Source organism: Saccharothrix luteola (genome assembly GCF_020859565.1).
Lineage (GTDB): Bacteria > Actinomycetota > Actinomycetes > Mycobacteriales > Pseudonocardiaceae > Actinosynnema > Actinosynnema luteola.
The window spans coordinates 147,400-174,353 of the sequence record NZ_JAJHUO010000020.1 but is presented as its reverse complement, the minus strand read 5'-3'; the positions used below and the strand labels follow the sequence as shown (position 1 = coordinate 174,353).

29 protein-coding genes are annotated in these 26,954 nt (G+C 72.2%); 18 read left to right on the top strand and 11 right to left on the bottom strand.

All coding sequences use genetic code 11. From position 1 onward, the window contains the following. Positions 1-130: 130 nt before the first annotated feature. Entirely contained in the window at positions 131-1,117 is a 987-nt protein-coding gene (locus LNK82_RS27365) for a LysR family transcriptional regulator (RefSeq protein WP_230569876.1), read from the top strand. Positions 1,118-1,155: 38 nt separating this feature from the next. Here LNK82_RS27365 and LNK82_RS27360 read toward each other — a convergent pair whose 3' ends face one another. Further along, on the bottom strand, positions 1,156-1,956 hold the full coding sequence (locus LNK82_RS27360; RefSeq protein WP_230569875.1) for an SDR family oxidoreductase: 801 nt from the start codon (positions 1,954-1,956) through the stop codon (positions 1,156-1,158). Positions 1,957-2,052: 96 nt separating this feature from the next. Between LNK82_RS27360 and LNK82_RS27355 the strand changes: the two genes are divergently transcribed. The 4 genes from LNK82_RS27355 to LNK82_RS27340 all read left to right on the top strand — a co-directional run bounded on the left by LNK82_RS27355 (position 2,053) and on the right by LNK82_RS27340 (position 5,170). Continuing rightward, positions 2,053-2,436 carry a winged helix-turn-helix transcriptional regulator gene (locus tag LNK82_RS27355; RefSeq protein ID WP_230569874.1) on the top strand — a complete coding sequence of 128 codons (384 nt, stop codon included), beginning with the start codon at positions 2,053-2,055 and terminating at the stop codon, positions 2,434-2,436. Between the two features lie 223 nt (positions 2,437-2,659). Beyond that, positions 2,660-3,664, top strand: a complete 1,005-nt coding sequence (locus LNK82_RS27350) for a gamma-glutamylcyclotransferase family protein (RefSeq protein WP_230569873.1) — start codon at positions 2,660-2,662, stop codon at positions 3,662-3,664. A gap of 132 nt (positions 3,665-3,796) precedes the next feature. Beyond that, on the top strand, positions 3,797-4,387 hold the full coding sequence (locus LNK82_RS27345; RefSeq protein ID WP_230569872.1) for a DUF4232 domain-containing protein: 591 nt from the start codon (positions 3,797-3,799) through the stop codon (positions 4,385-4,387). Next, a complete protein-coding gene (locus tag LNK82_RS27340; RefSeq protein WP_230569871.1) occupies positions 4,388-5,170 on the top strand; it encodes an alpha/beta fold hydrolase in 783 nt (260 codons plus the stop codon). A 113-nt stretch (positions 5,171-5,283) separates the two neighbouring features. Here the strand turns inward: LNK82_RS27340 and LNK82_RS27335 are convergent, their stop codons facing one another. Beyond that, positions 5,284-5,652 (bottom strand): hypothetical protein, encoded by a 369-nt coding sequence (locus LNK82_RS27335; protein ID WP_230569870.1) that lies wholly within the window; start codon positions 5,650-5,652, stop codon positions 5,284-5,286. A gap of 218 nt (positions 5,653-5,870) precedes the next feature. Between LNK82_RS27335 and LNK82_RS27330 the strand changes: the two genes are divergently transcribed. The 5 genes from LNK82_RS27330 (at position 5,871) to LNK82_RS27310 (ending at position 10,531) form a co-directional block, all read left to right on the top strand. After that, entirely contained in the window at positions 5,871-6,692 is an 822-nt protein-coding gene (locus tag LNK82_RS27330; protein WP_230569869.1) for a hypothetical protein, read from the top strand. A 139-nt stretch (positions 6,693-6,831) separates the two neighbouring features. Beyond that, positions 6,832-7,092 (top strand): hypothetical protein, encoded by a 261-nt coding sequence (locus LNK82_RS27325; protein ID WP_230569868.1) that lies wholly within the window; start codon positions 6,832-6,834, stop codon positions 7,090-7,092. Position 7,093: 1 nt separating this feature from the next. Then, positions 7,094-7,345, top strand: coding sequence for a hypothetical protein (locus LNK82_RS27320; protein ID WP_230569867.1), 252 nt, complete (start codon positions 7,094-7,096; stop codon positions 7,343-7,345). Position 7,346: 1 nt separating this feature from the next. Further along, a complete protein-coding gene (locus tag LNK82_RS47925; RefSeq protein WP_230569866.1) occupies positions 7,347-10,115 on the top strand; it encodes an FtsK/SpoIIIE domain-containing protein in 2,769 nt (922 codons plus the stop codon). Next, positions 10,112-10,531 (top strand): hypothetical protein, encoded by a 420-nt coding sequence (locus LNK82_RS27310; RefSeq protein ID WP_230569865.1) that lies wholly within the window; start codon positions 10,112-10,114, stop codon positions 10,529-10,531. Before LNK82_RS47925 ends, LNK82_RS27310 begins: the two co-directional genes overlap by 4 nt. On the opposite strand, the gene LNK82_RS27305 is transcribed toward LNK82_RS27310, so the two are convergent. Further along, a complete protein-coding gene (locus LNK82_RS27305) occupies positions 10,528-10,935 on the bottom strand; it encodes a GNAT family N-acetyltransferase (protein WP_230569864.1) in 408 nt (135 codons plus the stop codon). The two genes, LNK82_RS27310 and LNK82_RS27305, sit on opposite strands and share 4 nt — an antisense overlap. Before the next feature lie 35 nt (positions 10,936-10,970). Here LNK82_RS27305 and LNK82_RS27300 point away from each other — a divergent pair, with 35 nt between their 5' ends. Together LNK82_RS27300 and LNK82_RS27295 are read left to right on the top strand one after the other, a co-directional pair. Further along, a complete protein-coding gene (locus tag LNK82_RS27300) occupies positions 10,971-11,681 on the top strand; it encodes a GNAT family N-acetyltransferase (protein ID WP_230569863.1) in 711 nt (236 codons plus the stop codon). Between the two features lie 41 nt (positions 11,682-11,722). Next, complete coding sequence (locus LNK82_RS27295; RefSeq protein WP_230569862.1) at positions 11,723-12,730, top strand: NADP-dependent oxidoreductase; 1,008 nt, start codon at positions 11,723-11,725, stop codon at positions 12,728-12,730. A 9-nt stretch (positions 12,731-12,739) separates the two neighbouring features. On the opposite strand, the gene LNK82_RS27290 is transcribed toward LNK82_RS27295, so the two are convergent. Genes LNK82_RS27290 through LNK82_RS27280 form a run of 3 tightly spaced genes read right to left on the bottom strand, consistent with a single transcriptional unit; the run spans position 12,740 to position 16,218 of the window. Next, entirely contained in the window at positions 12,740-13,354 is a 615-nt protein-coding gene (locus LNK82_RS27290) for a hypothetical protein (protein WP_230569861.1), read from the bottom strand. Between the two features lie 40 nt (positions 13,355-13,394). Next, a complete protein-coding gene (locus LNK82_RS27285; RefSeq protein WP_230569860.1) occupies positions 13,395-14,591 on the bottom strand; it encodes an amidohydrolase in 1,197 nt (398 codons plus the stop codon). After that, positions 14,581-16,218 carry an FAD-binding oxidoreductase gene (locus LNK82_RS27280; protein WP_230569859.1) on the bottom strand — a complete coding sequence of 546 codons (1,638 nt, stop codon included), beginning with the start codon at positions 16,216-16,218 and terminating at the stop codon, positions 14,581-14,583. The genes LNK82_RS27285 and LNK82_RS27280 overlap by 11 nt, the downstream gene beginning before the upstream one ends. Positions 16,219-16,234: 16 nt before the next feature. Between LNK82_RS27280 and LNK82_RS27275 the strand changes: the two genes are divergently transcribed. Continuing rightward, positions 16,235-16,801, top strand: a complete 567-nt coding sequence (locus tag LNK82_RS27275; RefSeq protein WP_230569858.1) for a TetR/AcrR family transcriptional regulator — start codon at positions 16,235-16,237, stop codon at positions 16,799-16,801. Continuing rightward, positions 16,798-18,234, top strand: coding sequence for a glycerol-3-phosphate dehydrogenase/oxidase (locus LNK82_RS27270; RefSeq protein ID WP_230569857.1), 1,437 nt, complete (start codon positions 16,798-16,800; stop codon positions 18,232-18,234). Before LNK82_RS27275 ends, LNK82_RS27270 begins: the two co-directional genes overlap by 4 nt. Positions 18,235-18,412: 178 nt before the next feature. Here the strand turns inward: LNK82_RS27270 and LNK82_RS47075 are convergent, their stop codons facing one another. The 3 genes from LNK82_RS47075 to LNK82_RS27255 are packed head-to-tail and all read right to left on the bottom strand — an operon-like array spanning position 18,413 to position 20,861. Continuing rightward, positions 18,413-20,095 (bottom strand): WXG100 family type VII secretion target, encoded by a 1,683-nt coding sequence (locus LNK82_RS47075; protein WP_268997118.1) that lies wholly within the window; start codon positions 20,093-20,095, stop codon positions 18,413-18,415. Then, positions 20,092-20,406, bottom strand: a complete 315-nt coding sequence (locus LNK82_RS27260; protein WP_230569856.1) for a type VII secretion target — start codon at positions 20,404-20,406, stop codon at positions 20,092-20,094. The genes LNK82_RS47075 and LNK82_RS27260 overlap by 4 nt, the downstream gene beginning before the upstream one ends. A gap of 11 nt (positions 20,407-20,417) precedes the next feature. Then, positions 20,418-20,861 carry a YbaB/EbfC family nucleoid-associated protein gene (locus LNK82_RS27255; RefSeq protein WP_053718681.1) on the bottom strand — a complete coding sequence of 148 codons (444 nt, stop codon included), beginning with the start codon at positions 20,859-20,861 and terminating at the stop codon, positions 20,418-20,420. 195 nt (positions 20,862-21,056) lie between these two features. Between LNK82_RS27255 and LNK82_RS27250 the strand changes: the two genes are divergently transcribed. From LNK82_RS27250 to LNK82_RS27240, 3 genes are read left to right on the top strand one after another with little or no spacing between them, the layout of a single operon-like run. Further along, on the top strand, positions 21,057-21,314 hold the full coding sequence (locus LNK82_RS27250; RefSeq protein ID WP_230569855.1) for a helix-turn-helix transcriptional regulator: 258 nt from the start codon (positions 21,057-21,059) through the stop codon (positions 21,312-21,314). A gap of 29 nt (positions 21,315-21,343) precedes the next feature. Then, positions 21,344-22,255, top strand: a complete 912-nt coding sequence (locus tag LNK82_RS27245; RefSeq protein WP_230569854.1) for an ABC transporter ATP-binding protein — start codon at positions 21,344-21,346, stop codon at positions 22,253-22,255. Continuing rightward, the gene (locus LNK82_RS27240; protein WP_230569853.1) at positions 22,252-23,439 is read left to right on the top strand and encodes an ABC transporter permease; all 1,188 of its coding nucleotides are present in this window, start codon (positions 22,252-22,254) and stop codon (positions 23,437-23,439) included. The genes LNK82_RS27245 and LNK82_RS27240 overlap by 4 nt, the downstream gene beginning before the upstream one ends. A 30-nt stretch (positions 23,440-23,469) precedes the next feature. Here the strand turns inward: LNK82_RS27240 and LNK82_RS27235 are convergent, their stop codons facing one another. Further along, complete coding sequence (locus LNK82_RS27235) at positions 23,470-24,741, bottom strand: cryptochrome/photolyase family protein (RefSeq protein ID WP_230569852.1); 1,272 nt, start codon at positions 24,739-24,741, stop codon at positions 23,470-23,472. An 82-nt stretch (positions 24,742-24,823) separates the two neighbouring features. Between LNK82_RS27235 and LNK82_RS27230 the strand changes: the two genes are divergently transcribed. Beyond that, positions 24,824-25,402, top strand: coding sequence for a PadR family transcriptional regulator (locus LNK82_RS27230; protein WP_230569851.1), 579 nt, complete (start codon positions 24,824-24,826; stop codon positions 25,400-25,402). A 29-nt stretch (positions 25,403-25,431) separates the two neighbouring features. On the opposite strand, the gene LNK82_RS27225 is transcribed toward LNK82_RS27230, so the two are convergent. After that, the gene (locus LNK82_RS27225; RefSeq protein WP_230569850.1) at positions 25,432-26,745 is read right to left on the bottom strand and encodes a citrate synthase; all 1,314 of its coding nucleotides are present in this window, start codon (positions 26,743-26,745) and stop codon (positions 25,432-25,434) included. Positions 26,746-26,954 lie beyond the last annotated feature (209 nt).

Genomic DNA, 26,954 nt, shown 5'->3' with positions numbered 1-26,954 from the left:
ACGGCCCGAGTCCGCTTCAGTAGATCTGGCTCGCGTGACGCATCCGCATCTCCTCGATCGCAGGGAACCCCGCCAACTATGACCGGCGGAAGGGCTGGCGGCTCATGCAAAAGGGGGATAGAAGAGCGTTATGCCCGAGCTCGAGCTACGCCACCTCCGCGCGGTGTGCGCGATAGCGGAAGAAGGCAGCCTCACGAAGGCCGCCTCACGCCTGGGGCTCACGCAACCCGCGATGAGCGCCCAGCTGCGGACCGTCGAGCGGATCGTCGGCGGTCGGCTGTTCGACCGGACCCCCGGCGGTTCCACGCCGACCGACCTCGGCAGGCAGGTCGTCGGCACGGCCCGGCTGGTGCTCGACGAGGTCGACCAGCTGGTCTCGCTCGCCCGTGCGCGGACCCGCGACGGCAGGGCGGGCCCGCTGGTGGTCGGCGGGGTGCCCACGTTGTTCTTCGGGCACTTCGTGGCGGAGCTGCGCCGGGTGATCCCCTGTTCGGAGGTCCGCACGGAGATCATGACCGGTGCGTCGGACGTGCTCGAACTGCTGGTGTCGGGACAGGTGCAACTGGGCGTGATCGACCGGTTCGAAGGGCTGGAGCGGCGGGAGCTGCGCGGGCTGGAGCTGCGGCGGTTGGTGAGCGAGCCGCAGTTCGTGGCGCTGCCGGAGACCGATCCGCTGGTCGCGCAGGACGACGTCGACCTCGCGCAGCTGGCCGACCGGGACTGGGTCGCGCCGCCGGACGAGCTCGTCGGCAACCGGCTGCAGATCTTCACGGTGTGCGCCGCGGCCGGTTTCACGCCCCGGTTCACCCACCACGTGAACGAGGCGAGCACCGCCCGCAGCCTGGTCGCCAACGGGGCGGTGTCGTTCGCGCTGCCCCAGTCGCGCAGCGGGGACGGGATCGTGATCCGGCCGCTGCGCGGCGCGCCGCTGATGGTGGACCTGATGCTGGCCACCCGCCGAGACGGTCCCGCCGCCGGCCGGGCCCACGACGTGTTCGCCGCCGCGGCCCGGGCGTACCGCGCGGTCCTGCCCCGCAATCCCGGGTACGCGAAGTGGTGGGAGGAGCACCCGGAAGCGCACCGGGAGATCGACGCGGCGCTGGTGGCGGGCGGCTAGCCCGGGTACGCCGGACGCGGCTCGCCGGGCCGCGCCGGTCAGGCGCGGACGGCGTCTTCGATGGTGGTGGGGGTACGGCCGATCAGCTTCTCCAGGTCGGGGCGGACCTCGGCCAGCGCGCCGCGGCTGATGTTGACCTCGATGTCGGCCAGCAGTTCGGCGACGAAGTCCGGCAGCCCGTAGCCCTTCAGCCCGGCGATGCGGTCGGCCGCGCTCACCTTCTCGTGGGTCGTGCCCGCCAGGGCGGCCAGCTCGTCGAAGCTCCACGCCCGCGGGCCGGTCAGCTCGTAGACCGCGTTCTCGTGGCCGGGCGTGCTGAGCACGACGGCGGCGGCCAGCGCCAGGTCGTCCCGGGACGCGCTGGCGATGCGGCCGTCACCCGTGGCGCTGACGATCGGCCCGGGCGCCTGCGGGAGGTAGTTCTCGTGGTACATCCCGTTGCGCAGGAAGGTGAACGGGATGCCGGTCGCGCGGATCGCCTCTTCGGTCGCCTTGTGCACCTTCGCCAGGTCGAGCGGCGAGGTGTCCGCGTCGGTGACGGACGTGTAGACGATGTGCCGCACGCCGGCGTCGACGGCGGCGCGGACGGCCTTCAGGTGCCGCTGGACGCGGATCTCGTCCGGCCCGTCCACCGACACCAGCAACAGCGTCTCCACGCCCGCGAACGTCTCGGCGAGGGGGCCGTCGAAGTCGCCCGGCCGGACCTCGACGCCGAGGCCCTCGGCCTTCTTCGGGTCGCGGACGGAGACGGCGAGCCGGTCGGCCGGGACGCGGGTGCGGGTGTGCTCGAGGATCAGGGAGCCGAGGTGGCCGGTCGCGCCGGTGATCAAGGTCGTCATGGGGGCAACGCTAGGTCGAAAGGCTAACTATTCGTAAGTACCTACCTTGAAGTGTGGTACTTACGGGTGAGAAAGTGCCCAGGTAGAGTGCTTGTCATGGAGCTGCGTGGTGACGTATACGACCCCAACTGCCCGACGCGGGTGATCGCGAACCACGCCACCGGCCGGTGGGGCAGCCTGGTGCTGGGCAAGCTCCTGGACGACGACGGCGGCGCCCAGAGGTTCAGCGAGCTGCGCCGGGCGGTGGCCGGGATCAGCGAGAAGATGCTCGCGCAGACGTTGCAGGCGCTGGAGCGCGACGGGCTCGTGCACCGCGAGGTCCACCCCGTGATCCCGCCCCGGGTGGAGTACTCCCTCACGCCGCTGGGCGCCCACGCGGCGAAGCAGATCAGCGAGTTGTTCGGCTGGATCGAGGAGAACCTGCCGAACTTCCTGGCGGCACAGGAGGAGTACGACGCGCGGCGGGCCGAGAACGTGTGACAGGTCACGTTCACACCTCCGATCTGTCACCACCCTTTGACGCAACGCTCAGCAAACGGGGAGATGGATGTACTCGAAGAGGTCCGATGTCTGACCCCAAGCGGAAACCAACAACCGGTGAATTCCCGGTGTGGTTTGCCAGAATGGAACCATGACGCAGCCCTTCACGGACGATAGTCACCCGGCCGAGCCCTATCCGGGAGCTCGGCCGGGACACTGCTTCGTGCACCTCGACGGCGCCGGCTGGCCGGTCACGCCCGATCCCGGCGCCGATTCCGGGTGGCGGGTCGCCCCGGACGGGCAGGACCTGGACGACTGGCTCGCGGCGCACGGCGAACCGCCGCTCGCGGGCCGGATGCCGGTGTTGGCGTACGGCTCCAACGCCAACCCGGCCAAGGTGACGTGGCTGCGCGAGGAGCTCGGGTTGACCGGCCCGGCGGTCGTGCTCCGAGCCCGGTGCGACGGGCTCGCCGCCGTGTGGGCCGCAGGACTGCGCAAGACCGACGCCCAGCGACCGGCCACCCTCGCCGCCGCGCCGGGCGTCGAGGAGGAGCACGCGGTGTGGTTCGCCACCGCGGAGCAGCTGCGGGTGCTGGACCGCTGCGAGGGACGGGGGCTGCGGTACCGGCTGGTGCGGGTGCACACGGGTCGGGTGACGCTGTTCAACGGTGGCGTGGTGGATTCCGTGCTCGCCTACACCGGCGCGGGGACGAGGCGGATGCCGCTGCTGGTCAACGGCCGCGCGGTGCGGTGCGCCGACGTGGACCAGCGGGCGGCGCGCAGGCTCGGTGGTCGACCGGCGGACGGCGACGGGCTGGACGTCACGCCGGTGCACGGCGACCCGTCGGCGGACGACTGGCCGGACCGGCTGTTCGTGTACGGGACGCTCCAGCCGGGGATGGGTGCGTGGCGCCTCGTGGAGCCGTTCGTGAGCGGCGACCCGGTGGCCGCGTCGTTGCCCGGGACCCTGCACGACACCGGTCGGGGTTATCCGGCGTTGCGGCCCGGCGACGGTCCTGGTGTGCCGGGGCACGTGCTGCGGCTCGAACGGCCGGAGGACGCCCTGCCGGTGCTGGACGAGTACGAGGGCGACGAGTACCGGCGGGTGCGCGTGACGTTGCCCGACGGGCGGGTGTGCTGGACGTACGTGTGGACGGCCGGCGTGGGCGACATGCCGGTGCTGCCCGGCGGGTGGGCGGCTCGTGACGGAGGGGCCGAGAAGGCCTAGTCCGGTCCACTGCGGGGGTTGGTAGGCGTCAATGATGCGCCCGATCCAGTGAATTCCTCGCCTATCCACCCAACCGTCCGGCGGTGGGGTACGTCCTCCTGTTGAGGCCCGTTCCCTAGCCAGGAGGTGGACATGAGGCGACTCGTGGCGCTCGGCGCCCTCGCGGTCGCGGTTGCGGCGTGCGGGAGCCCCCAGCAAGCGGCCCGGCAGTCGACCATCGTGGTGGAATCGCCGACGTCCTCGGAGGTGCCGCCCGTTCCGCCCTCTTCGGCGCCGGCGACGTCCGCGGGGTCCGCGCCCGCTTCCGGCCGCTGCACGGCGGCCGTGCTGGCGGGCGCCGTGGAGTCGACCGAGGCCGGCGCGGGGAACCGGTACGGGAAGCTCGTGGTGACCAACAACGGGCCTTCGCCGTGCACGGTCAACGGGTACAGCGGGTTGCAGTTGTTGGACGCGGCGGGCAACCCGGTGCCCACCGACCTCCGGCGGACGCCCGACCCGGCCCCGTCGCCGGTGGTGCTCGCGCCCGGCAGGGCGGCGGCGGCGAACCTGCACTGGACCGTGGTGCCCAGCGGTGACGAGCCGGTCGACCGACCGTGCCAGGCGGAGGCGCCGCGGGCGGCGGCGATCCCGCCCGACGAGACCGAGCCGATGAGCCTGCAGTGGGGCCTGGGCCCGGTGTGCGCCGGCGGGAAGATCGAGATCAGCGCGTTCTACGCTGCCTAGGTGATCGAGTCCAACGTCCCCGGCCACGCCGGCGAGCTCGCGGTCCGCACCTGGCCCAACCTGGACGCCGCCTGGCTCGCCGTCCTCGTGCACGGCTACGGCGAGCACAGCGGCAGATACGCGCACGTCGCCGAGGCGCTGGTGGACGCGGGGGCGTTGGTGGTGGCGTCCGACCTGGTCGGGCACGGCCGGTCCGAGGGCGAGCGGGCGGTGATCGACGACTACGACGGCGTGGTGGCCGACCTGGGCGCCACGGTGAGCTCCGCGTCGTCCGACCTGCCCACCGTGCTGGTCGGGCACGGCGAGGGCGGGCTGGTCGCGGCCCGGTACGCCCAGTCGAACCCGTTGGCGGCGCTGGTGTTGTCGGCGCCGGTGCTGGGCACGTGGGAAGGGCTGGACCGGCTCGGGTCCGAGGACGCCGGCGCGCCGCTGGACCCGGAGCTGCTGTCGCGCGACCCGGAGGTCGGCAAGCGGTACGCGTCCGATCCGCTGGTGTGGCACGGGCCGTACCGGCGGGAGTCCTTGGAGGCGTTGGAACGCGCGCTGGACGAGGTGAACTACGGGCCCGCGCTGGAGCAGTTGCCGACGTTGTGGCTGCACGGCGACGCCGACGAGCTGGTGCCGGCGGCCGACACCCGCACCGGCACCGACCGGTTGCGCGGCCTGCTGTTCGAGGAGCGCGTCTACCCCGGCGCGCGGCACGAGGTGTTCAACGAGATCAACTCGGACGAGGTGCTGGCGGACGTGGTGGCGTTCCTGCGCCGGGTGCTCCGACTGGGCTGATCGGGACGGCGCGGGCGAACCCGGTGGCGTTGCGGTCGACCGCGAGCGCGCGCCGGGTCGAGCGGCGGAACGGGTGGGGCGGCCGATCGGGCACCGCCCCACCCCGCCGCGGATCAGTCCTCGTAGTCGTCGTCATCTCCGGCATAGCCGTCGTCGGCCTGCGCCGATGTCGACCCCGTCCACGCGCCGTCAGGGCTGGACCAGGCATATCCGTCGTGGTAGCCCGCGTTGCCGTCGTACGTGTACGTCAGCACGAAGAACGAACCCGCGCCGTACGGGCCGGCGACCTCGTAGGACTCGAAGAAGTACGAGCCGCCTTCGCCGTCGGCACCGGATGCCAAGTCGTGGATGGTGGCGCCGTCGGCCGAGGCGGACGCGCTGTTCGTGTCGAACTCGACGTCGGCGGACGCGATTCCCGAGGCGCCGATGACGATCGGGAGGGCGAGGGCGCCTGCGGCGACCAGTCGGATGATGCTGCGCATGGTGGAACCTCCTTGGCGTAGATGGCCATGCGCTCACATCGTTACCTCGCACGGCACGTCACCGGTCGTCGCCGACCGCATCGTGTGAACGGGGGTTAGAGCGGCGAAAACGGCCTGATCAGCGGACATCACGAGGGGTGGGCGCAAGTCCCTGCTTATGGGTGACATCAGTGGCACCCTCACGCGCCACACGCGTGTCGTGGACAATTCGCGGCGAGATGGTTGGCGAAGACCTGGAGCTGCTGATCACCGCGGTGGTGGCGGCCGACGACGAGCAGCAGGCGCGTGCCGCCTGCTCCGCACTGCTGCGCCAGGTCGGCGGGCGGGTCGTGCGGGCCTCCGACTGCTCCGACGAGGAACCGGGTTGCTGGTCGGTCACGATCAGCCGGGTCAGCGGCGAACGCGCGACGCAGAACGTGGCCGGCGCGCTGGCCCGCGCGGTGCGCACGTTCGTCCGGCAGCTCGGCGACGAGTTCCCCACGCCGAGGGTGGCCTGCGAGCCGCCGACGGCGTGGACGGTGCTCGACGACCCGGCGCTGCTCGACGGTCTGCTGCCCGGCGCGGAGCGGTTGCTGGTGGAGGCGTGGGCCGGCGGCGACCCCCAGCAGAACAAGCCCCTGGTCGACGAGGTGCGACCGGACGAAGCACCCGCGCCTGAACGGGGGAACGCGGCCGAGCCGAGGGCGGGTTCGCGGCTGTCGTTGCGGGTCGACGTGGCCACCGACCGGTCCGCGGGCGCCGAATGGCAAGCGCGGGCGGTAGCGAGTCGGGTCGCCCGCAGTGGCAAGATCACCCGAGTGGCTCCCCACGGGCACCTACTGAGCGTGCACATCGACCTCGGCTCGAGCACCAATTCGCCCACGGTCGCGCTACACGACGCGGTGGCGTCGCTGGGCCGTTCGGGGTGGTCCGAGGTCGAGTGGGCCGACGGGTCCGGGTCGATCCGCTGGTCGGCCGCACCGGTGCCGCAGGCGGGGATCGCCGCGTTGGAACTGACAGCGACACCGGACTCGGCATTCGTGTGGACGGTGCCCGACTGAGATCCACATCGCTGACCCGATCGAGTGGATTTCGAATGCCACCCGGTCAGCCGATCTTGCTTGTGAATCGTGAAACTTTAGGTACTACTTTCAACTATAGGAACTCGAGCAGTTTCGCCAGGAGGGGTCGGGATCCGACATGGCCAGCATCGAAGAGGTCCGCGCCGCGATCGCACAGGCCGTCGAGAAGGCGGGTCAGAGCGTGAACGCCCTGCAACAGGCCGCCGACCTGGCCGAGGACGCGCAGGCGCTGCTCAGCACGGCCACGCAGGGCAGCGTCCAGGCCGACGTGGAGCAGGCCAACGCGCGCTTCGCCGAGGTGGTCAGCGGCGTGTCAGATCTGCAGAACCACCTCGGCGCCGGGATCTCCCAGGCCGAGAGCATCAATTCCAGGTTGTGACGTGACCTCGGTAGGCGAGATCAAGCTCGCTCTCGAGCAGAGCTGCGAGTTCCTCAGGGACGCCTACCGCAGCGTTCGGGAGGCCCAGAACGCGTTGGACGAGGCGGTCGGGATCCTCGTCGAGGCGAGCGCCGACCACCACGAGTCCCTGGTGCCCGCCGGGTTCGTGGCGGCCGGCGAGAAGTTCGCCGACGAGTTGGAGCTGATCGTCGGCAGCCTGGAACTGGTCCAACGCCTAGCCGTGGAGCTGTGACGTGAGCAGGCGTGACGAGCGCCGCAGGAGGATCGAGGGCTCCTTCGAGGAGTTCCGCAAGGCGGTCGCCGCCGCGCTGGGCAACGCCTCGCGCGCGCACCGCCTCCTCGCCGACGAACGCGCCCGCGACATGTTCGAGGTGATCCTGCGCGGCGACGGCGTCGACCGGGCGCTCGCCGACCCGCTGCTGGCCGACGCGCTGGCCAACCCGCTGTTCGAGCAGCAGCTGGCGAGGGCGTTGATCGACCGGGTCGAGGCGTTCCGCGAGTGGTCCGAACGCGGCCCGGACCAGCTGACCGCGCTGGTCGACGCGGCGGCGGGCGGCCCGGCGTCGTGGCCGCCGGAGACGTGGCTCGGCACACCGGGGACGGCCGACGGCGGCGACGGCGTGCCGGAGCTGTGGCGCATCGGCACCGGCGTGGTGCGCGGCGCGCCCGAGCCGCAGCGGTTCCCGGTGGCGGTGCCGCTGCTGGACCACTCGCACCTGCACGTCTCCTCCACCCACGAGAGCCGGGCCGCGGCCGAGTCGCTGGTGGAATCGCTGCTGCTGCGGGTGCTGAGCCACTTCCAGCCCGGCCTGGTGCACGTGCACGTGTGGGACGTCGGCCAGCTCACCGGCGCGCTGCCCGGCCTGTACCCGTTGACCAGGGCGGGCCTGCTGACCGTGCACGACCCCGCGCGGCTGCACGAGCTGCTCGACGAGCTGTCCGACCACATCCGCCGCGTGCACACCGGCGTGCTGACCGAGGGCCACCAGTCGGTGCGGGCGGCGGGCGGGCGGCGCACCGAGCCGTGGCGGGTGGCGGTGCTGTTCGGCAACCGGCAGCCGTTGCGGGAAGAGCACCAGCAGCAGCTGCAACGGGTGGCGCGCAACGGCTTGGCGGCCGGCATCCAGCTGTTCATCGTCGACATCCCGGTCACGGTCAACTCGCCGATCGAGACCGTCACGATCGCCGCCGACCAGTCCGCGACGTGCACGATGACCGGCAAGCACGTGACCGTCGCGCTCGACCCGCCGCTGCCCCGCGCGCAGGTGCCCCGAGCGTGCGCGGCGATCGCGGACAAGCGGGAGGAGCGCCGCAACCGGCTCAGCACGTTCGCCGACCTGCTGCCGGAGCGCTTCTGGCGGGAGGACTCGTCCGCGGGCGTGCTCGCGCCGGTGGGGTTCCTGGAGGGCGAGCCGGTGCACGTGGGGCTGGGCGACACGTCGCCGCACGCGTTGATCGGCGGTCCCAGCGGCTCGGGCAAGACGAACTTCCTCTACGCCATGCTCGGCAGCCTTGCGGCCCGGTACGCGCCGGACGAGCTGGAGCTGTACCTGCTGGACTTCAAGGAGGGCGTGTCGTTCGCGCAGTTCGCGCCGGGCCGCAAGGACCCGACGTGGCTGCCGCACGCGCGGCTGGTCGGGGTGAACGTCAACACAGACCGCGAGTTCGGCGTGGCGCTGCTGGCGTTCCTGGCCGACGAGATGCGCAGGCGGGCGGACGCGGCCAAGCGGCACGAGGTCACCAAGCTGGAGCAGCTGCGCGAGGAGGACCCGCTCGGCCACTGGCCGCGGATCGTGGCGGTGATCGACGAGTTCCAGTACCTGTTCGGCGAACGCGACCAGGTCACCGCGCAGGCGACCCAGCTGCTGGAGGACGTGGCGCGGCGCGGCCGGTCGCAGGGCATCCACCTGGTGCTGTCCAGCCAGGACGTGTCCGGCATCGAGGGCTTCTGGGGCAAGTCGGCGATCTTCGAGCAGTTCACCGTGCGCATCGCGCTGCCCAAGGCGCGGCGGGTGCTGGCCGAGCCGCAGAACGACGCCGCGGTGGAGCTGCCGCGCTGGCACGCCGTGGTCAACCACGAGTCGGGCGTGCGGCCGGGCAACGAGGTCGCGCGCATCCCGGACGCCACCGCCAAGGGCACGTTCGACGTCCTGCAGGCCGAGCTGCACCGGCTGCGCCCGCCCGACCTGGCCGAGCCGATCCTGTTCGACGGCAGCAAGGTGCCCGCGCTGCGGGCGCTGGCGGACTTCCGGGCGTTGCGGCCGTTCGACGGCGGCAGCCCCACCGTGCTGCTGGGCCAGGTGATCGACGTGGCGGGCAGCGCGGCGAAGGTGCGGTTCGCCCGCACGCCGGGCCGCAACATCGCGGTGCTCGGCTCGCTGGCCGACGACGCGGCGGGCGTGCTGGGCGGCGCGGCGCTGTCGCTGGCCCGTCAGCACCGGCCGGGCGACGCCCAGTTCACCCTCGCGTGCCTGGCCGAGGACGCCTGGCCGCACGCGCAGCGGCTGGCCAAGCAGCTGGGCGAGGAGGGCCACTCGGTCGAGCTGGTCGGCCTGGACGGCGTCCGGGCGCTGGTCGACGACACGGCGGCCCGGATCACCGCGAGCATGACCGGCGAGACGGGCGCGCCGCTGCCGCCGCACTATCTGGTGGTTTACGCGGTCGACGCGGCGCACACCCTCTTGGAGGCGAAGAACCCGACGACCCGGGCCTCCGGGGTGGACGGGCTGCGGACCGTGCTCAAGCACGGGCCGGAGAACCGCACCCACGTGCTCGGCTGGTGGCGCGGCGCGCAACGGCTGAAGAACAGCCTGTCGCCGGGCGTCTACGACGACATCGGCGCGTGGATCGCGTTCGACATCCAGGGCAAGGAACTGCTGTCGTTCGGACCGGAGCAGGTCATGGCGTGGTCACCGCGACCGCGGCGCGGCCTGTTCTTCGACCGGTTCGAGCACTCGCGGCCGCAGGTCGTCATCCCGTTCGACACCGGGGAGGAACCATGATCAGCCACGCATCGGTCGTGCCCGTGCAGCGCACCGGCGGGCACGCCGTGCCGGAGGTCGAGGCGGTCTCGGCGATCGAGCGGTACCGGGAGGTCGTCGCGCTGGCCGGCGAGTCGGCCGAGCGGTTGCGCGCCGCCGACCGGGCCCGGGTGCGGCAGCTGCTGGAGCGGCTGGCCGAGTCGCAGGACCGGATGGCCGAGGTGATCGACCAGGAGAAGCTGGTCAAGCAGGTCGTCAAGGAGCACTGGGACGCCGTGGTCGGGCTGCTGTGGGACGAGCGGTGGTTCACCATGACCACGGTGCCCGCGCCGGACGAGTCGGTCCCGCCGCGGGACCAGCGCGAGTACAACACCGCGCTGGACCTGGCGTTCCGGGCGCTGGAGGAGTCGCTGCAGAAGCGCGCCCTGTTCCGCTAGAAGCCCCAGGAGACGGCGACCGTGTCGAAGTCGAGCTCGGCGTCGGCGCGGCGGTAGGTGGCCAGGGCGGCGGTGTTGTCCTTCTCGGTGCCGGTCCACACCCCGGTGCAGCCGCGTTCCCCGGCCAACTTGATCAGCCGGTCGACCAGCGCGGACGCGATCCCGCGCCGCCGGTAGGCCTCGTCCACGCCCAGCTCGTACAGGAACATCTCGACGCCCTTGTCGGGGTGGATGGTCTCCACCCCGGACACGAACCCGGCCGGCTCGCCGTCGACGTAGGCGATCAGCAGGTGGTGGCGGTCGTCGGCCAGGAACGCGCGGGTGGCGTCCTCGCGCGGCACGTCGTCGAACAGGTGCCCCGCGGCCATCACCTCGGCCGACGACGTGATCCGCCGGATGTCCATGCGGGCGAGGGTAGCTCTTGGGTGATGATGCGGTCATGCGCGTTCTGCCCACCCCCGCCGACGTGTCCGCCGCCACGCCCGACCCCATCGCCCGCTGGGCCGCGCAGTCCCTCCTGCCCGGCCGCGGCGGCACGGCCTGGGCGCACGGCGACGCGGTGGCCGTCCTGGCGCCCGCGCTGTACCGCTTCGACCGCCTCGTGCTCACCGGCCCGGCGGACGACGTCTCGGCGCTCCTGCGCGCCCACGCGCGCCCCGGCACGAGACCGCTGGTGACGACCGCCGTCGCCGAAGAGCTCGGCCGGCCGGTCGTCGGCACGTTCGGCTGGATGGAACGCGGCGGCTCCCTCGACCCCGCCCCCGGCGCGCGCTGGCTGACCGAACAGGACCGGGACGACGTCGAGTCGCTGCTGCGCAAGGCGAACCCCGAGTCCTGGGTGCGCCCCGGCGAGCCGGGACCGTCGCGCTGGGCGGGCGTCCACGTCGACGACGTGCTGGTCGCCGTCGCGGCGGACGCCTGGCCCTCCCCCCGGGTCGGCTTCGTCGCGGGCGTGGCGACGCACCCGGACCACCGCGGCAAGTCGTTGTCCACGACCGTCTGCTCGTTCGTCGTGAGCGCGTTGCTGGCCGAGCACGGCACGTGCGGGCTGATGGTCGACAAGGGGAACCAGGCCGCCATCACGGTCTACCGACGGCTCGGCTTCACCTACCGGAGCGTGACCGCGCTGCGGGACCCAGGTCACACCTGATCGGCGGAACAGCACCCCGACGCCGCGCTGTTGCACGCGATATGACCTTGCCGAGCACCGCGCGCGAGATCCACCTCGCCTCCCGCCCCGAGGGCTTCCCGACCCGTGAGAACTTCGAGCTGGTCGACGTGCCCTTGCCGGACGTCGCCGACGGACAACTGCTGGTCCGCAACCTCGTGATGAGCGTGGACCCGTACATGCGCGGGCGGATGAACGCGGGCAAGTCCTACGTGGAGCCCTACGGGGTCGGCGAGGCGTTGACCGGCGGCGCGGTCGGCGAGGTCGTGGCGTCGAACGCGCCCGGCTTCGACGTCGGCGACACGGTGCTGCACGGCCTCGGCTGGCGCGAGTACGCCGCGGTGGACGCGGCCGACGCGACCAAGGTGGACCCGGCGGCCGCGCCCGTCGGCGCGTACCTGGGCGTGCTGGGGATGCCCGGCATGACGGCGTACGCGGGCCTGCTGGACGTCGCCGCGTTCAAGGAGGGCGACGTGGTGTTCGTGTCCGGCGCGGCGGGCGCGGTCGGCCAGGTCGCGGGCCAGGTGGCCCGGTTGCGCGGCGCCAAGCGCGTGATCGGCAGCGCGGGCAGCGACGCGAAGGTGAAGTACCTGGTGGACGAGCTGGGCTTCGACGCGGCGTTCAACTACAAGGACGGCCCGGTCGCCGACCTGCTCGCCGAGGCCGCGCCGGACGGCATCGACGTGTACTTCGACAACGTCGGCGGCGAGCACCTGGAGGCGGCGATCGCCTCGTTGAACAACCACGGCCGCGTGGCCATCTGCGGCTCGATCTCGAACTACAACACCACCACCCCCGCCGGCCCCCGCAACCTCGGCCTGGCCGTGGGCAAGCGCCTGTCCCTGCGCGGGTTCATCATCTGGGACCACGAGCACCTGCGCGAGGCGTTCGTGCGCGAGGTCGGCGGCTGGATCGCCTCGGGCGAGCTGCGCTACCGCGAGACCGTGACCGAGGGCCTCGACCGGGCGCCGGAGGCGTTCATCGGCATGCTGCGCGGCGAGAACCTCGGCAAGGCGCTCGTGACCCTGTAGGGGACGGGCTCAGCCGCCGTGCCGGGCGAAGACCTCCCGGATCTCGCCCAGCGCGGCGGCCCGCGCGGCGTCGTCGCGGTACCAGTCGGCCCGGCTCTCGACCACCGCGTCCGGGGTGAACTCCCGCCCGAACAGGTACGACTCCAGGCAGTACCCGAACCCGGACTCGACCATCGGCTCCAAGCCCTCCGCCGCGCAGTGCGCCAGGAACCCCTCGGCCTCCCGCCACCGCTCGCCGTCGAACCAGAACACCCCGCCGGCGTAGTGGATCGTGCTGCCGGTGGCCTCGTCGACGAGGTTCAGCGACTCGTAGTTCTCCGGGCGGTCGCGCACCAGGCGCACCAAGTCCTCCGGCACACCGCGGTAGAGCGACTCCTGGAGCGCGTAGTCGCCCTCCGCGTACAGGTTGAGGTCCGACTCGTGGTCGAACGTCAGCAGCAACGCGCGCCCGTCCGGCGTGAAGTACCAGACGGCCGACTGCCCGCCCGAGTCGTTCCACGCGAACCGCTCCGCGCCGTCCACCACCACCGGCGCCACCCCGGCGAGCTCGCCGACGATCGCCGCCCGCCGCCGCACCTCGGCCGGCGGAGTGGCCACGAAGCAGTCCCACATGTCCTCGGTCACGCACGCAGGTTACCGAGCACCACCGACAGTTCCCCGCGCTTCACACGAGTTCGCCGTCCGCCGCCACCACACGCCCCTCGTGCACGACCAGCGTGCGCGGCGCGCGATCCATCACGGCGGCCGTCACCGTGTCGCCGGGCACGACCACCAGGTCCGCCCGAGCGCCCTCGGTGAGCCCCAACGCCTTCCCCATCACCGCCGCGCCACCCCGGGTGGCCACGTCCACGCACATCTCGACCAGCTCGTCGCGCCGGAACCCGTTGCGGTAGGCCAACTGCCACGTCCGGTCCAGCATGTCGCCGTTGCCGTAGGGCGACCAGTAGTCCCGGATCCCGTCCTGCCCGAGCCCCACCCGCACGCCCGCCCACCGCAACTGCCGCAACGGCAACGGCTCCCGCACGCCCGGCGCGACGGTCGTCACCGCGATGTCGTGCTCGGCCAGCCGGTCCACCAGCTCCGCCCGCCGCTCCTCGTCCACGCTCGACAGCGCGAACGCGTGGCTGATCGTCACCTGCCCCTGCATGCCGAGCGCGCTCACCCGCTCGCAGATCAACTCCACCTGGAACGCGCCCAGCGTCCCGGCGTCGTGCAGGTGCACGTCCACCCCGCACCGGTGCTTCTCCGCCAACCCGAACACGACGTCCAGGTGCCGCACCGGATCCCGGTCGTACCCGGCCGGGTCGAGCCCGCCGACCAGGTCCGCGCCCGCCCGCAGCGCCGCGTCCAGCAGTTCGGCGGTGCCCTTCTCGCGCAGGATGCCGCACTGCGGGAACGCCACCACCTCGACGTGCGCCCGCCCGGCGTGCGCCTCCCGCGCCGCGAGCACGCCTTCCAGCTTCTCCAGCCCCGAGTCGACGTCGACCTGGGCGTGGCTGCGCACGTGCGTGGCGCCGTAGGCGATCGTCCGCCCGAGCGTGTGCGTGGCGCGTTCGGCGACGGACGCCTCCGCCGAGCGCCAGTTGCGCCGGTCGTTGTCGATCAGCCCGGCGAGCCCGTCACCCGCGCTGTGCGGGCGGAACGGCAGCCCCAGCCGGGTGGAGTCGAGGTGCGCGTGCGCGTCGGTGAACGCGGGCAGCAGCACGCCACCCCGCCCGTCGACCACCGGCACCCCGGGCGGCGGGCCGACGTCCCGGCCGAACGCCGCGACGTGCCCGCCCTCGCAGAGCACGTCGACCAGGGGTGCGCCCGGGGCGTTCGGCCACGGCCGCACGGAACGGATCAGCAGGTCACCGGTCACCAGGCGACGCTAGCCCTGAGACACCGATGTCGCCAGCGAGGAGCTTGCCCGGGTTGAGCACGCCGGTCGGGTCGAGCGTCCGCTTGACCGAGGCCAGCACGTCCAGCCCGAGCCCGCCGATCTCGGCTTCCAGGTACGGGACGTGGTCGGCGCCCACCGCGTGGTGGTGGCTGATCGTGCCGAGGCCGGTGATCGCCTCGCTCGCGGCGGCCTTCGCGACCTGCCACTGCCCGATCGGATCGGCGGCGTCCCGGGCCGCCAGCGCGGTGAAGTACAGCGACGCGCCGGTCTCGTACGCGTGCGAGATGTGGCACATGACCACGCACTCGCCCAACGCGTCGACCAACGCCTCCCGCACTGCGGCACGCAGGTCCGACACCTTCGACCAGTGCGTGGCCGTCTCCAACGTCTCCACGCACACGCCGACGTCCATCAACGCGTCCCGCTGACGGGGCCCGTTGAACCGCCCGTGCCGCCACGCCTCGCCGAGCACCTTCCCCAGCGACAGGGCCTTGACGCCCCGCAGCGCCTCCGCCCTCCGCCGCGCGACCTCCCGCTTCGACGCGCCGTGCCAACCGAGGATGAGCATGCACGGCTCCCGCACGCCCCGCGCCTTGAGGTAACCCTTGAGCGCGTTGACCTTCCACCCACCGCCCAGCGCCAGCGACACCTCCGTCTCGTCCACATCGGACAGACGCGTCACGTCCGCGAGCACCCGCCGCTGTGCCAACTCCCGCACCAGGGCCGACCCGCGCTCCCACCCGTCCACCACGAAACCCTCGTACCGCTCGACCTCCGGCCGGCGGCGCACGCGCAACGCGACCTCCGTGATGACGCCGAAGGCGCCCTCACTGCCCACCACCAACTGCTTCAGGTCCGGCCCGGCCGCCGACGCCGGCGCACCGCCCAACCGCCACTCGCCCACCGGCGTGGCCAGCCGGACGCCTTCCACCATGTCCTCGAACCGCCCGTAGCCCGACGACGCCTGACCGGCCGACCTGGTCGCGGCGAACCCGCCGATGGTGGCCCGCTCGTAGGACTGCGGCACGTGCCCGATGGTCAGCCCGTGCGCCGCCAGCAACCGTTCGGCCCGGGGCGCGGGCAACCCCGCCTGGAACACCGCCAACCGGGACACCGGATCGACCTCGACCAGCTTGTCCAACCGGTTCAGGTCCAGCGCGATCACCGCCGCCTTGTCCCCGCGCAGGGCGTTCACCCCGCCGACCACGGACGTGCCGCCGCCGAACGGCACCACCGCCACGTCGTGCTCGACGCACACCGCCAGCACCTCGACGACCTGCTCGGGTGACGCGGGCAGCACCACGGCGTCCGGCACGGCCAGTTCGCCGTCACCGCGTTGCCTCAAGAGGTCCACATAGGACAGACCACCCGCCCGCCCCAGCCGCGAGTCGTGGTCCACCCGGACGTAGCCGGGGCCGACGACCTCGCCCAGCGCGGCCCGCGCGGCGGTGCTCAACCCGGACTCCGGCACCCCCGGCGGCCGGGCCGGCGTGCGGACGTCGCCCAGCCCGGTCCGCTCCCGCAGCCACTTCAGCGCGTGCGGCGGTAGCGAGGCCTCGGTCGTGGTCCACCTGCCCCGGAGGGTGTGGTCGATGTGCTCGGTCACCGCTACAGTGTGACACATGACGTCTCAACGTCACAGTGATGACGCGCTCCTCGACGCGGCCCGCGACTGCGTGGTCGAGGTCGGGGTCCGCCGCACCACGCTGACGGACATCGCCAAGCGCGCCGGCGTGAGCCGGATGACCCTCTACCGCCGGTTCCCGGATGTCGGCACGCTGGTCAGGACCCTCATGACCAGGGAGTTCACCGCCCTGCTCCAGCGCGTCGAGGCGACCGGCGACAACGCCAGGCAGCGGCTCGTGGCGCAGGCCATCGCGGGCATCCGGCTGCTGGCCGCCGACCCGTTGATGCGGCGGGTGCTCGACCTGGACGCCGAGCTGATGCTGCCGTACCTCGTGCGACGGCTGGGGAGCACGCAGCGGCTGGTCGAAGCGTTCCTGGTCGACCGGATCGAGGAGGGTCACGCGGACGGCTCGATCCGGCCGGGCTCCACGTCCGCCCAGGCCCGGCTCGTGCTGCTGACCACGCAGTCGCTGGTGCTCTCGATCCGACCGGCCACCACGGACCTGGACTTCGAGGACCTGCTGGCCGAACTGGCCGCCTACCTGGACGGGGCGCTGTCGTGAAGACCTCTCTGAACGCCGGGCGGCGGCGCGCGGACCTCGACCACCTGGCGTCCTCGCCCGTCGACCTGCTCGTCGTCGGTGGTGGCGTGACCGGGGCGGGTGTCGCCCTCGACGCGGCGTCACGCGGGCTGTCGGTGTGCCTGGTGGAGGCGCACGACCTGGCGTTCGGCACGTCCCGCTGGTCGAGCAAGCTGGTCCACGGCGGCCTGCGCTACCTGGCCCAGGGCGAGGTCGGGGTGGCGTACGAGAGCGCGGTGGAGCGGGGCATCCTGATGACCCGCACCGCGCCGCACCTGGTGCGGGCGCTGCCGCAACTGGTGCCGTTGCACGGCAAGGCGCACGACCCCGTGGTGATGGCCGGTCTGCGTGCGGGCGACGTGCTGCGCCGGCTGGCCCGCACGCCGTCACGCGTGCTGCCGGGTCCCCGGCGGGTGCCGGCCGCGGAGGCGCTGGCACTGGCCCCCGGTCTGCGGCGGGCGGGCCTGCGCGGCGGCCTGCTCAGCTTCGACGGGCAGCTGATCGACGACGCCCGCCTGGTCGTGGCCCTGGCCCGGACCGCCGCCGGCTTCGGCGCCCGGATCGTCACCCGCGCCCGTGCCACCTCCCTTTCCGGCCGCGGCGCGCACGTGGTCGACACGCTCACCGGGGCGTCGCTGCACATCGGGGCGCGTGCGGTGGTGAACGCCACCGGTGTGTGGGCAGGAGACTTGGCGCCGGAGGTGAGGCTCCGCCCGTCGCGGGGTTCGCACCTGGTGCTGTCCGCGTCCACCGTCGGCCTGTCGAGCACGGCGCTGACCGTGCCGGTTCCGGGCGCCCGGAACCGCTACGCGCTCGTGCTGCCGCAACGTGACGGGCGGGTGTACGTGGGTCTGACCGACGAGCCGGTGGACGGCCCGATCCCGGACGTCCCCACCGTGCCGCAGTCCGATGTGGACTTCCTGCTGGGGGTCGCGTCCTCGGTCCTGGAGCGCGAACTCACCCGTGCCGACGTCCTGGGGGCCTTCGCGGGACTGCGTCCCCTCCTCGACACGGGCGACGGCCCCAGCGCCGAGCTGTCGCGCGGCCACGCCGTGCTGACGAACGACGGCGTGACCACGGTCGTGGGCGGCAAGCTCACCACCTACCGCAGCATGGCCGCCAAAGCCGTCGACGCCACCGCCCTCACCACGACCCGCTCCCGCACCGCGGGGATCCCCTTGGTGGGCGCGGGCCCGACCACCGGCCCGCCGCACCTGGTCGCTCGTTACGGCGCGGAAGCACCCGACGTCGCCGAGGTCGGCGAGGTCGCCTGGGCCGTGCGCCACGAGGGAGCCCTGACCGCCGACGACGTCCTGGACCGCCGCACCCGCATCGGCCTGGTGCCGACCGACCGCACCGCCGCCGAACCGGCCGTCACCGCCGAGGTGGCCGAGGAACTGGCCGCCCAAACCTGACCTGAGCGTGGGGCGACGGGGTGAGGGGGTTGTTGGAGCCCCCCCGGGGGGCGCCTGGGGCGTGTCGAACGTTCAGGTACCACGTGTCGAACGTTCAGGTACCCCGAGTTCAACGTTCAGGACGGGGGCGGGCACGCGAAAGGGGACCTCCGGAGTGGAGGTCCCCTTGGCGTTCAGGTCACTCGCCGATGATCGGCTTCGCGGCCTTCGGCGGCTCCTCGATCAGGGGCTCGCCCTCCAGCCGCACCTTGCGCTGGTGGTCCTTGCCGTCGCCGCCCTGGCCACCCGGCGCACCCATCATCGGCGCGCCCATCATGCCCATGCCGCCCGCGCCGCCGGGACGTCCGCCGGCCGCGCCCGGCGCACCGCCGGCAGCCGCGCCGCCCGCCGGACCGCCCGACTGGCCGAGCACGCCGGACGAGCCACCGGCCTGGAGGGTGGAACCGCCGGCGCCACCGCCACCGGAACCGCCCGCGAAACCACCACCGCCGCCACCGCCACCGGCGAAGCCGCCGCCACCACCGCCGAAGCCGCCGGCACCGCCACCCGCGCCACCGCCGGTGGGCAGGTCGGTCGAACGGATCGGCGGCACGGTCGGCATGGTCGGCACGGAAGGCGTGCCGGTACCGCTGCCGCTGCCCGTCGCGTAAGTCGTGTCGCGGAACGTGGGCGGCGGGGGCACCTGGCCGGTGCCCGCACCGGAACCGCCCGGCACCCACCGACCCGGCTCCCAGTGACCGCCGCCGCCGGAACCGCCGGAACCGGACCCGCCGGAACCACCGGAGCCGCCACCGGTGCCCACCCGCGGCGGCTGGCTCACCACGGGACCGCTCGGACCGCCCGGGTACGCACGACCCGGCTCCGTCACGCCACCCGTGCCCGGCCCGTAGCCGGTGCCCACCCGCGGCGGCTGGCTCACGACGGGACCGATCGGGCTCGGACCGCCGGACGGGATGGTCGACCCACCGCCGCCACCACCGGGGTTGTTCGTGTACCGGTCGTTCGCGCCCCGGTCCATCTCGTTGAGCTGCCGCTCGTCGAGCCCGAGGCCACCCTGCGACAACCGCGGTCCCGAGCCGCCACCGCCGCCGCCCTTGTTGGACGACGTCATCGCGGTGATCGCCTGCAGGATCTGCTTGGCGGTCTGGGCGATCTGCGCGACCGACTTGATCAGGTCGATCAGCTTCTTGAGCGAGTTGCCGAGCTTCTGCAGGAAGTCGGCGAGCTTCTTGGCGTAGTTGCACGCCATCTGCACGATGTCCGCGATCGCCGCGCCGATGGCCGCGCCGAAGGTCAGGAACGACGCCGCCAACCACTGGATGATCTTCATGACCATCTCGGACACGGCCTGGCTGATCAGGTCCATGATGGTCTTGCGCACGGTCGCCACCAGCTCGCCCGCGCCCTTGGCCGCGCGCGAGATGCCCTGCGTGGCCTTGGACAGCGTCTCCAGCCCGGCCGCGTGCCGCTTGCTCGCCGCCCGGTAGCCGTCGGCGGAACGACCGCGCCAGGTCCGCGTCTCCTCGACCGACGTGCGCCGGTAGTCCGCGACGATGCCCTCGATCTGCTTGGCCGCGGACGCCCAGCTGTCGGACATCTTCTGGATCGCCTGCGGGTCGCCGAGCAGCGCGTCGAACGGCTCGCGCAGGAAGTCGACGTGCTGCATGGCCCAGCTGAAACCGGCGGACAGGAAGCCCGACAACGGGTTGCTGGCCATGCCGACGATGCCCATGGCGGTGTTCGCCATGCCGAGGCCGGCCTGGACCCAGTCGCCGCGCTCGACCGCCGCGACGGTGCCCTGCACGTCGCTGATCAAGTGCGAGGGGTCTCGGCCCTGGGTGGTGGTGGCTTGCCCGCTCATCCCCGTGCCCTTCCGGTGAAGCCGAACGCGTTGTCGAGGTCGACGTTCTCGTAGAGGTCGGCGACCTCCTTGAGGCCCTGGCACATGTCGGCGACGGTTTCCGTGGCCTGGCCGAGGATGTCCTGGGACGAGCCGGCCGCCTTGAGCAGGAACTGCGCCAGGAACGAGCCGAACACGCCGAAGGCGTCGGTCGACAGCGACGGGTCAGCGGTGTTGGTGGCCGAGAGCATCCGCTGCGTCAACTGGTCGACCGTGCCAGCGTGCGCCCGGATCTCCTCCGGGTTCACGTTGAACGAGTCGAACATGGTCATCTACCCCCTGCTCAGGCCATGACATCGGGTGGGTTGGTGAAGTAGTCGTCATCGGGCCTGGTGTCTCGACGCTGGATCTCGGGCTCCGGTTCCACGGCGTCCGTGCCGTCACCCGAATAGCCGTTGGGCATCTTCGCCTTCACGAACTCCAGCGCGGGGCTGTCACCGACGAACTCCGTCATGATCTCGACGACCTTGCCCGCCGCGGCGCGCTGCGCCTGGGCGACGGCGGTCATGATCGCGCCGGAGATCCGCTCGGGGTCCTCGCCGCGCAACTGCGGGCGCAGGATCAGGTCGGTCAACGCGCCCGAGGCGTTGACCGTGACGGTGATCAGGCCGTCCGGCGACGTCGCGCTACCGCCGACGCCACCGAGCTGCGACTCGGCCTGCGCGGCGTTCCGCTTGGCCTGCTCGATCTTCTCTCCGTACTGCGCGAGCCACTGGTCCGGCTCCATGTTCACCCCTCACGGCAACGGGGCTTGCGGCCCTACTGCGCAATTCGACCCGTCGACACTCGATTCGGTTCCCGGCGACGTATCGTTTCACCGAAACGTGATTCTTCGGGGGCGCGACCCGCGGATACCGCCGTTCGGCCTATTCTGTGAATTGTTTACTTGCCGTTCTGTTGGGTTTTCGCAACACTTCGTAGCATGAGTCCGGTGCGCCGAGGCCCCGGGCAACCCATCCACAACCGGATCGGGGTGCTCCGGGTCGAACGGGGTATGACCAGGGCGGGGTTGGCCGCGGCGGTCGAGGTCAACCCCCAGACGATCGGGGCGCTGGAGCGGGGCGACCACTACCCGAGCCTCGACCTGGCGCTGCGGATCTGCGACGTGTTCGGCCTGCCGGTCGAGGCGGTGTTCAGCCGCACGCCGTTCGCGCCGCTGTCCACGCAGGTCTACGGCTAGCACGACCGGTCACGACAGGAGGAGAGCACGTGGCACAGGGAGTGCTGGAGGTCGACCGCGTCTCCAAGCGCTACGGGGAGGTCGTCGCGCTCGACAGGATGACCTTCGACGTCCGCGCGGGCGAGCTGTACGGGTTCGTCGGCAGCAACGGCGCGGGCAAGACCACCGCGATGCGCATCGCGCTCGGCGTGCTGGCCGCGGACTCGGGCGAGGTCAGGTGGAACGGCGCGCCGATCACCTTCGAGACCCGCCGCCGGATCGGCTACATGCCCGAGGAACGCGGGCTCTACCCCAAGATGAAGGTGCTCGACCAGCTCGTCTACCTCGCCGAGCTGCACGGCCTGTCGACCAACGCCGCGCACCGCTCGGCGGAGGACTGGATCGGCCGCCTCGGCCTGCGCGACCGCCGCGGCGACGAGGTGCAGAAGCTGAGCCTGGGCAACCAGCAACGCGTGCAGCTGGCCGCGGCGCTGGTGCACGAGCCGGACGTGCTCGTGCTGGACGAGCCGTTCTCCGGCCTCGACCCCGTCGCGGTGGACGTGATGAGCACCGTGCTGCGCGAGAAGGCGGCGAGCGGCGTGCCGGTGGTGTTCTCCAGCCACCAGCTCGACCTGGTCGAGCGGTTGTGCGACCGGGTGGGCATCGTCCGCAGCGGCACGCTCGTGGCGTCCGGTTCGGTGGACGAGCTGCGCGCCGGCGGCGAGTCGAAGCTCGTCGTGGACGCGCCGCTGGCGCCCGTGGGCTGGGCCGACCACCTGCCGGGCGTGCGCTCGGCGCACACGTCGACCGGCCGCACGGTCCTCGAGGTCACGTCGGACGTGGACGACCAGGCCGTGCTGCGCGCCGCCCTGGACACGGGCCCGGTGCACGAGTTCGCCCGGCAGCGGCCGTCGCTGACCGAGTTGTTCCGCAGCGTGGTGACCGAGGAGTCCGCCGCATGAGCAGCCTCACCCCCCGTCGGGCGGTGTTCCTGGTCTCGCGCCGGGAGTTCCTGGGCAAGGTGCGCACGAAGTCGTTCCTGTGGGGCACGCTGCTGATCGTCGCCCTGCTGGCCGGGTACGTGCTGCTGCAAGCCCTGCTGTTCGACGACGCCGGTCGCGACCGGGTCGCGCTGAGCGGTCAGGCCACCGTGCTCGCGGAGCCGTTGAAGCAGACCGCCCGGTCGTTCGGCCGCGAGGTGGAGACGGTCGACGTGACCGACCTGGCGGCGGCCGAGGGGCAGGTGCGCTCGGGCGAGCTGGACGCGCTGATCACCGGCGCTTCCGACGACCTGCGCGTGGTGGTGAAGGAGTCGCTCGGCGACTCCCTGCGCAACTCCCTCGACCTGCTCGTCAAGCAGCAGGTGCTGGACGCGCACTTCGCCGAGGCGGGCGTGGACCCGGCCGAGGTGGCGCGCAACCTGGAACGCGCGAGCGTCGACGTGGTGGCGTTGCAGCAGGAGGACGAGCAGCGCGGCCAGCGGCTGGCGATCGGCCTGGTGATCGCCGGGCTGCTGTACTACTCGCTGCTGGTCTACGGCGCGATGGTCGCCCAGGGCGTGGTGGAGGAGAAGTCCAGCCGCGTGGTGGAGATCCTGCTGGCCACGCTGCGGCCGTGGCAGTTGCTGCTGGGCAAGGTCGTCGGGCTCGGCGCGGTGGGTCTGCTGCAGCTGCTCCTGATCGGCGGCATCGGGCTGGTGCTGGCGTCGTTGTCGGGGGTGATCGACGTCGCGGGCGTGGCCGGCGGCGCGCTGGCCACCGGCCTGCTGTGGTACGTGCTCGGCTTCTTCTTGTACGCCACCGTTTTCGCCGCCGCCGCGTCGTTGGTGTCGCGCCAGGAGGAGCTCCAGTCGGTGCTGATGCCGATCAGCACGTCGATCGTGGTGGCGTTCATGCTGGGCATCAACTTCATGATCACCGACCCGAGCGGCACGACGGTGGCGGTGCTGTCGGTGCTGCCGCCGTTCGCGCCGATCCTGATGCCGGGCCGGATGGCGATGGGCGTCGCGCCGACGTGGCAGGTGCTGCTGGCGATCGTGCTCGCGCTGGCCGCGATCGCGGCGATCACGTGGCTGGGCGGCAAGGTCTACTCGAACGCCGTCCTGCGCACGGGCGCCCGCGTGCGGCTGCGGGACGTGCTGCGGTAGCCGTTCGCGGCGTTCAACCCTTGACGGCGTTCACCCCTTGACGGCGGCGTAGCGCGCGAGTGCTTCCAGGCGCTCGTGCGCGTGGTCCACGATCGGGTCGCGCGGCTGGTGCACGGCCTTGCCCGGCACGTCGCGCAGCTCGGGCACGTACCGACGCACGTAGTCCCCCTCGGGGTCGAACTTCTCGCCCTGCGTCACGGGGTTGAACACCCGGAAGTACGGGGCCGCGTCCGTGCCGGTGCCGGCCGCCCACTGCCAGCCGTGCTGGTTGGACGCGAGGTCGCCGTCGACCAGGTGGCGCATGAAGTGCCGGGCGCCCCACCACCACGGCAGGTGGAGGTCCTTGACGAGGAAGCTCGCCACGACCATGCGGACCCGGTTGTGCATCCAGCCCTCCTGCCGCAGCTGGCGCATCCCGGCGTCCACGAACGGGTAGCCGGTCCGCCCCTCGCACCACGCCCGGAACCGGTCGCGGTCGTCGTCCAGCGGCATCCGGTCGAACGCGCGGTTGTAGTTGCGGCGGGCCGAATCCGGCCGGTGCCACAGCACGTCGGCGTAGAAGTCGCGCCAGGCGAGCTCGGTGCGGAACGCCTTGGCGCCCGCACCGCGCCCGAGGTCGGCCAGCAACGTCCGCGGGTGCACCACGCCCCACTTCAGGAACGCGGAGAACCTGCTGGTGCCGTCCAGGTCCGGCCGGTCGCGGCGGGCGGCGTAGTCGGGCAGCTTCTCGTCGCGGAACGCCTCCCACAGCGCCCGGACGTCCGGCAGCGCCTCACCCGGCGGCAGCTCGCGCCCGATGTCCGACCGGATCCACTCCACCGACGACGCGTCGGTCCCGGCGGGCGGGCGCACGCCGTGGTCCAGCCAGGCCTTCAGGAACGGCGTGAACACCCGGTACGGCGTGCCGTCGGCCTTGGTGACCCGCCCCGGCGTGACCGCGTAGGGCGACCCGGCGCGCACCAGCTCGACCCGCTCCGCCACCGCCGCGTCACGCGTGCGCCCGTACGGGCCGGCGTCCGCGGAGACGTGCACGGACGAGGCGCCGATCTCGGCGGCCACCCGCGGCACGACCTCGACCGGGTCGCCCGCGACCACGACGAGCCGCCCGTCGAGCTCGGCGTCCAACGACCGCAGGCACCGGTGCAGGAACTCGACCCGCGGCTCGCCGGAGGCCTTCAGCAGCACGGGGTCGAGCACGAACAACGCGAGCGCGCGGGACGCCCGTCCGGCCGCCGCGAGGAGCGCCGGGTGGTCGGCGGTCCGCAGGTCGCGTCGGAACCACAGCACGGTCGAGGAGTCCACGGACCGACCCTAAGAGCGCGACCGACACCTCGCATGACCAGCTCGTTCGCCATTAGTCGATTTCGACTGATAGATTTCTGCCATGCCACGTCGAGCGCTCGACAACCCCCTCGTGCTCGCGGTGCTGGGCCTCCTGCTGGAGCACCCCACGCACCCGTACCAGATGCTCACCGACCTGCGGGCACGCGGCGGGGACCGCGCCGCCGCGATCAACCGCGGCACGCTGTACGACGTCGTCGAGGCCCTGGTCACCGCCGGGTGGGTCGCGCCGCAGGGCACGGAGCGCACCGGCAACCGCCCGGAACGGACCGTCTACGCCCTCACCGACGCCGGGCACGACGAGCTGGTCCGCCGGCTGGACAGCCAGATCCGCACCCCGCAGCGGGAGTTCACGCAGTTCCTCGGCGCGGTCGCCCACCTCGGCGCGCTCGGCCCGATCGGCGCCGTCGAAGCCCTGACCGAACGCGGGCACCGGCTCTCCGCCCGCATCGCCGCCGACGAGCGCGCCCTGGCCGACGTGCTGGCGAGCGGCGTGCCCCGGCTGCACGTCATCGAGACCGAGTACGCGCTGGGCCAGGCCCGCGCCGAACTCGCCTGGATCGACACGGTCGTGGACGACATCCGCGCCGGTTCCCTGATCTGGCCCATCCGAGCGGACTGATCGCGCCGCAAGCGTGGTGGGAACCGCGGTCAGCGCTGGTCGAGCGGCACGAAGGAGCGCTCCGGCGCGCCGACGTAGACCTGCCGCGGGCGGCCGATCTTGGTGGCCGGGTCGGAGATCATCTCGCGCCAGTGCGCGATCCAGCCGGGCAGCCGGCCGAGCGCGAACAGCACGGTGAAGAACTTCGTCGGGAAGCCCATCGCGCGGTAGATCAGGCCGGTGTAGAAGTCGACGTTCGGGTACAGCTTCCGCTCGACGAAGTAGTCGTCGGCGAGCGCGGTCTCCTCGAGCGCCTTCGCGATGTCGAGCAGCTCGTCGGACGCGCCGAGCTTGCCGAGGATCTCGTCGGCCGTCTTCTTGATGATCGCGGCGCGCGGGTCGTAGTTCTTGTAGACCCGGTGGCCGAAGCCCATCAGGCGGACGCCGTCCTCCTTGTTCTTGACCTTCTTCACGAACGCGGAGACGTCACCGCCCTCGCGCCGGATCTTCTCCAGCATCTCCAGCACCGCGGAGTTCGCGCCGCCGTGCAGCGGGCCGAACAGCGCGTTGATGCCGGCCGAGATGGACGCGAACAGGTTCGCCTCCGAGGAGCCGACCAGGCGGACGGTCGACGTGGAGCAGTTCTGCTCGTGGTCGGCGTGCAGCACGAACAGCAGGTCGAGCGCCCGCACCAGGTCGGGGTCGACGTCGTAGGGCTCGGCCGGGAAGCCGAACGTCATGCGCAGGAAGTTGTCCACCAGGCCCAGGGAGTTGTCCGGGTACAGGAACGGCTGGCCCACGGACTTCTTGTAGGCGTACGCCGCGATGGTGGGCACCTTGGCCAGCAGGCGGATCGTGGAGATCTCGACCTGGTTGGCGTCGAAGGGGCTGAGGCTGTCCTGGTAGAACGTCGACAGCGCCGACACCGCCGAGGACAGCACGGGCATGGGGTGGGCGTCACGCGGGAAGCCGTCGAAGAACCGTTTCAGGTCCTCGTGCAGCAGCGTGTGCCGGTTGATCTTGGAGGAGAACTCCTCCAGCTGGGCCTGGGTCGGCAGCTCGCCGTAGATCAGCAGGTAGCTGACCTCGATGAAGTTCGACTTCTCGGCGAGCTGCTCGATCGGGTAGCCGCGGTAGCGCAGGATGCCGGCGTCACCGTCGATGTAGGTGATCTCGGAGGAACAGGACGCGGTGTTGACGAACCCGCTGTCCAGTGTGACCAGACCTGTTGTGGCCAGGAGCTTCCCGAGGTCGATGCCGGGCGCACCTTCGGTGGCCGGCACTACCTTCATCTCGTGCTCTCCGCCCGGATGGCGCAGCGCGACGGTACGGGTGTCGTTCGGCGCAGTCGTCGCGTCGGGCATGCAGAGTCCCTCTCACGCTAGGGCGGGGTGGCTCATGCGGGTCTCGCACGCACGCGCGCGGGCGTGGGATCGCCCCGCACCGCAGCACCACCCCGTTGGGGTCCTGTCAGTTCTCCCACGCTAGTCAGAGGACGACCCTCCACACAGTCGCGGTGTGAACCGATTCTGTGAGATGGGACCGGCATCACATCCGGATGCATGGGTGGCTA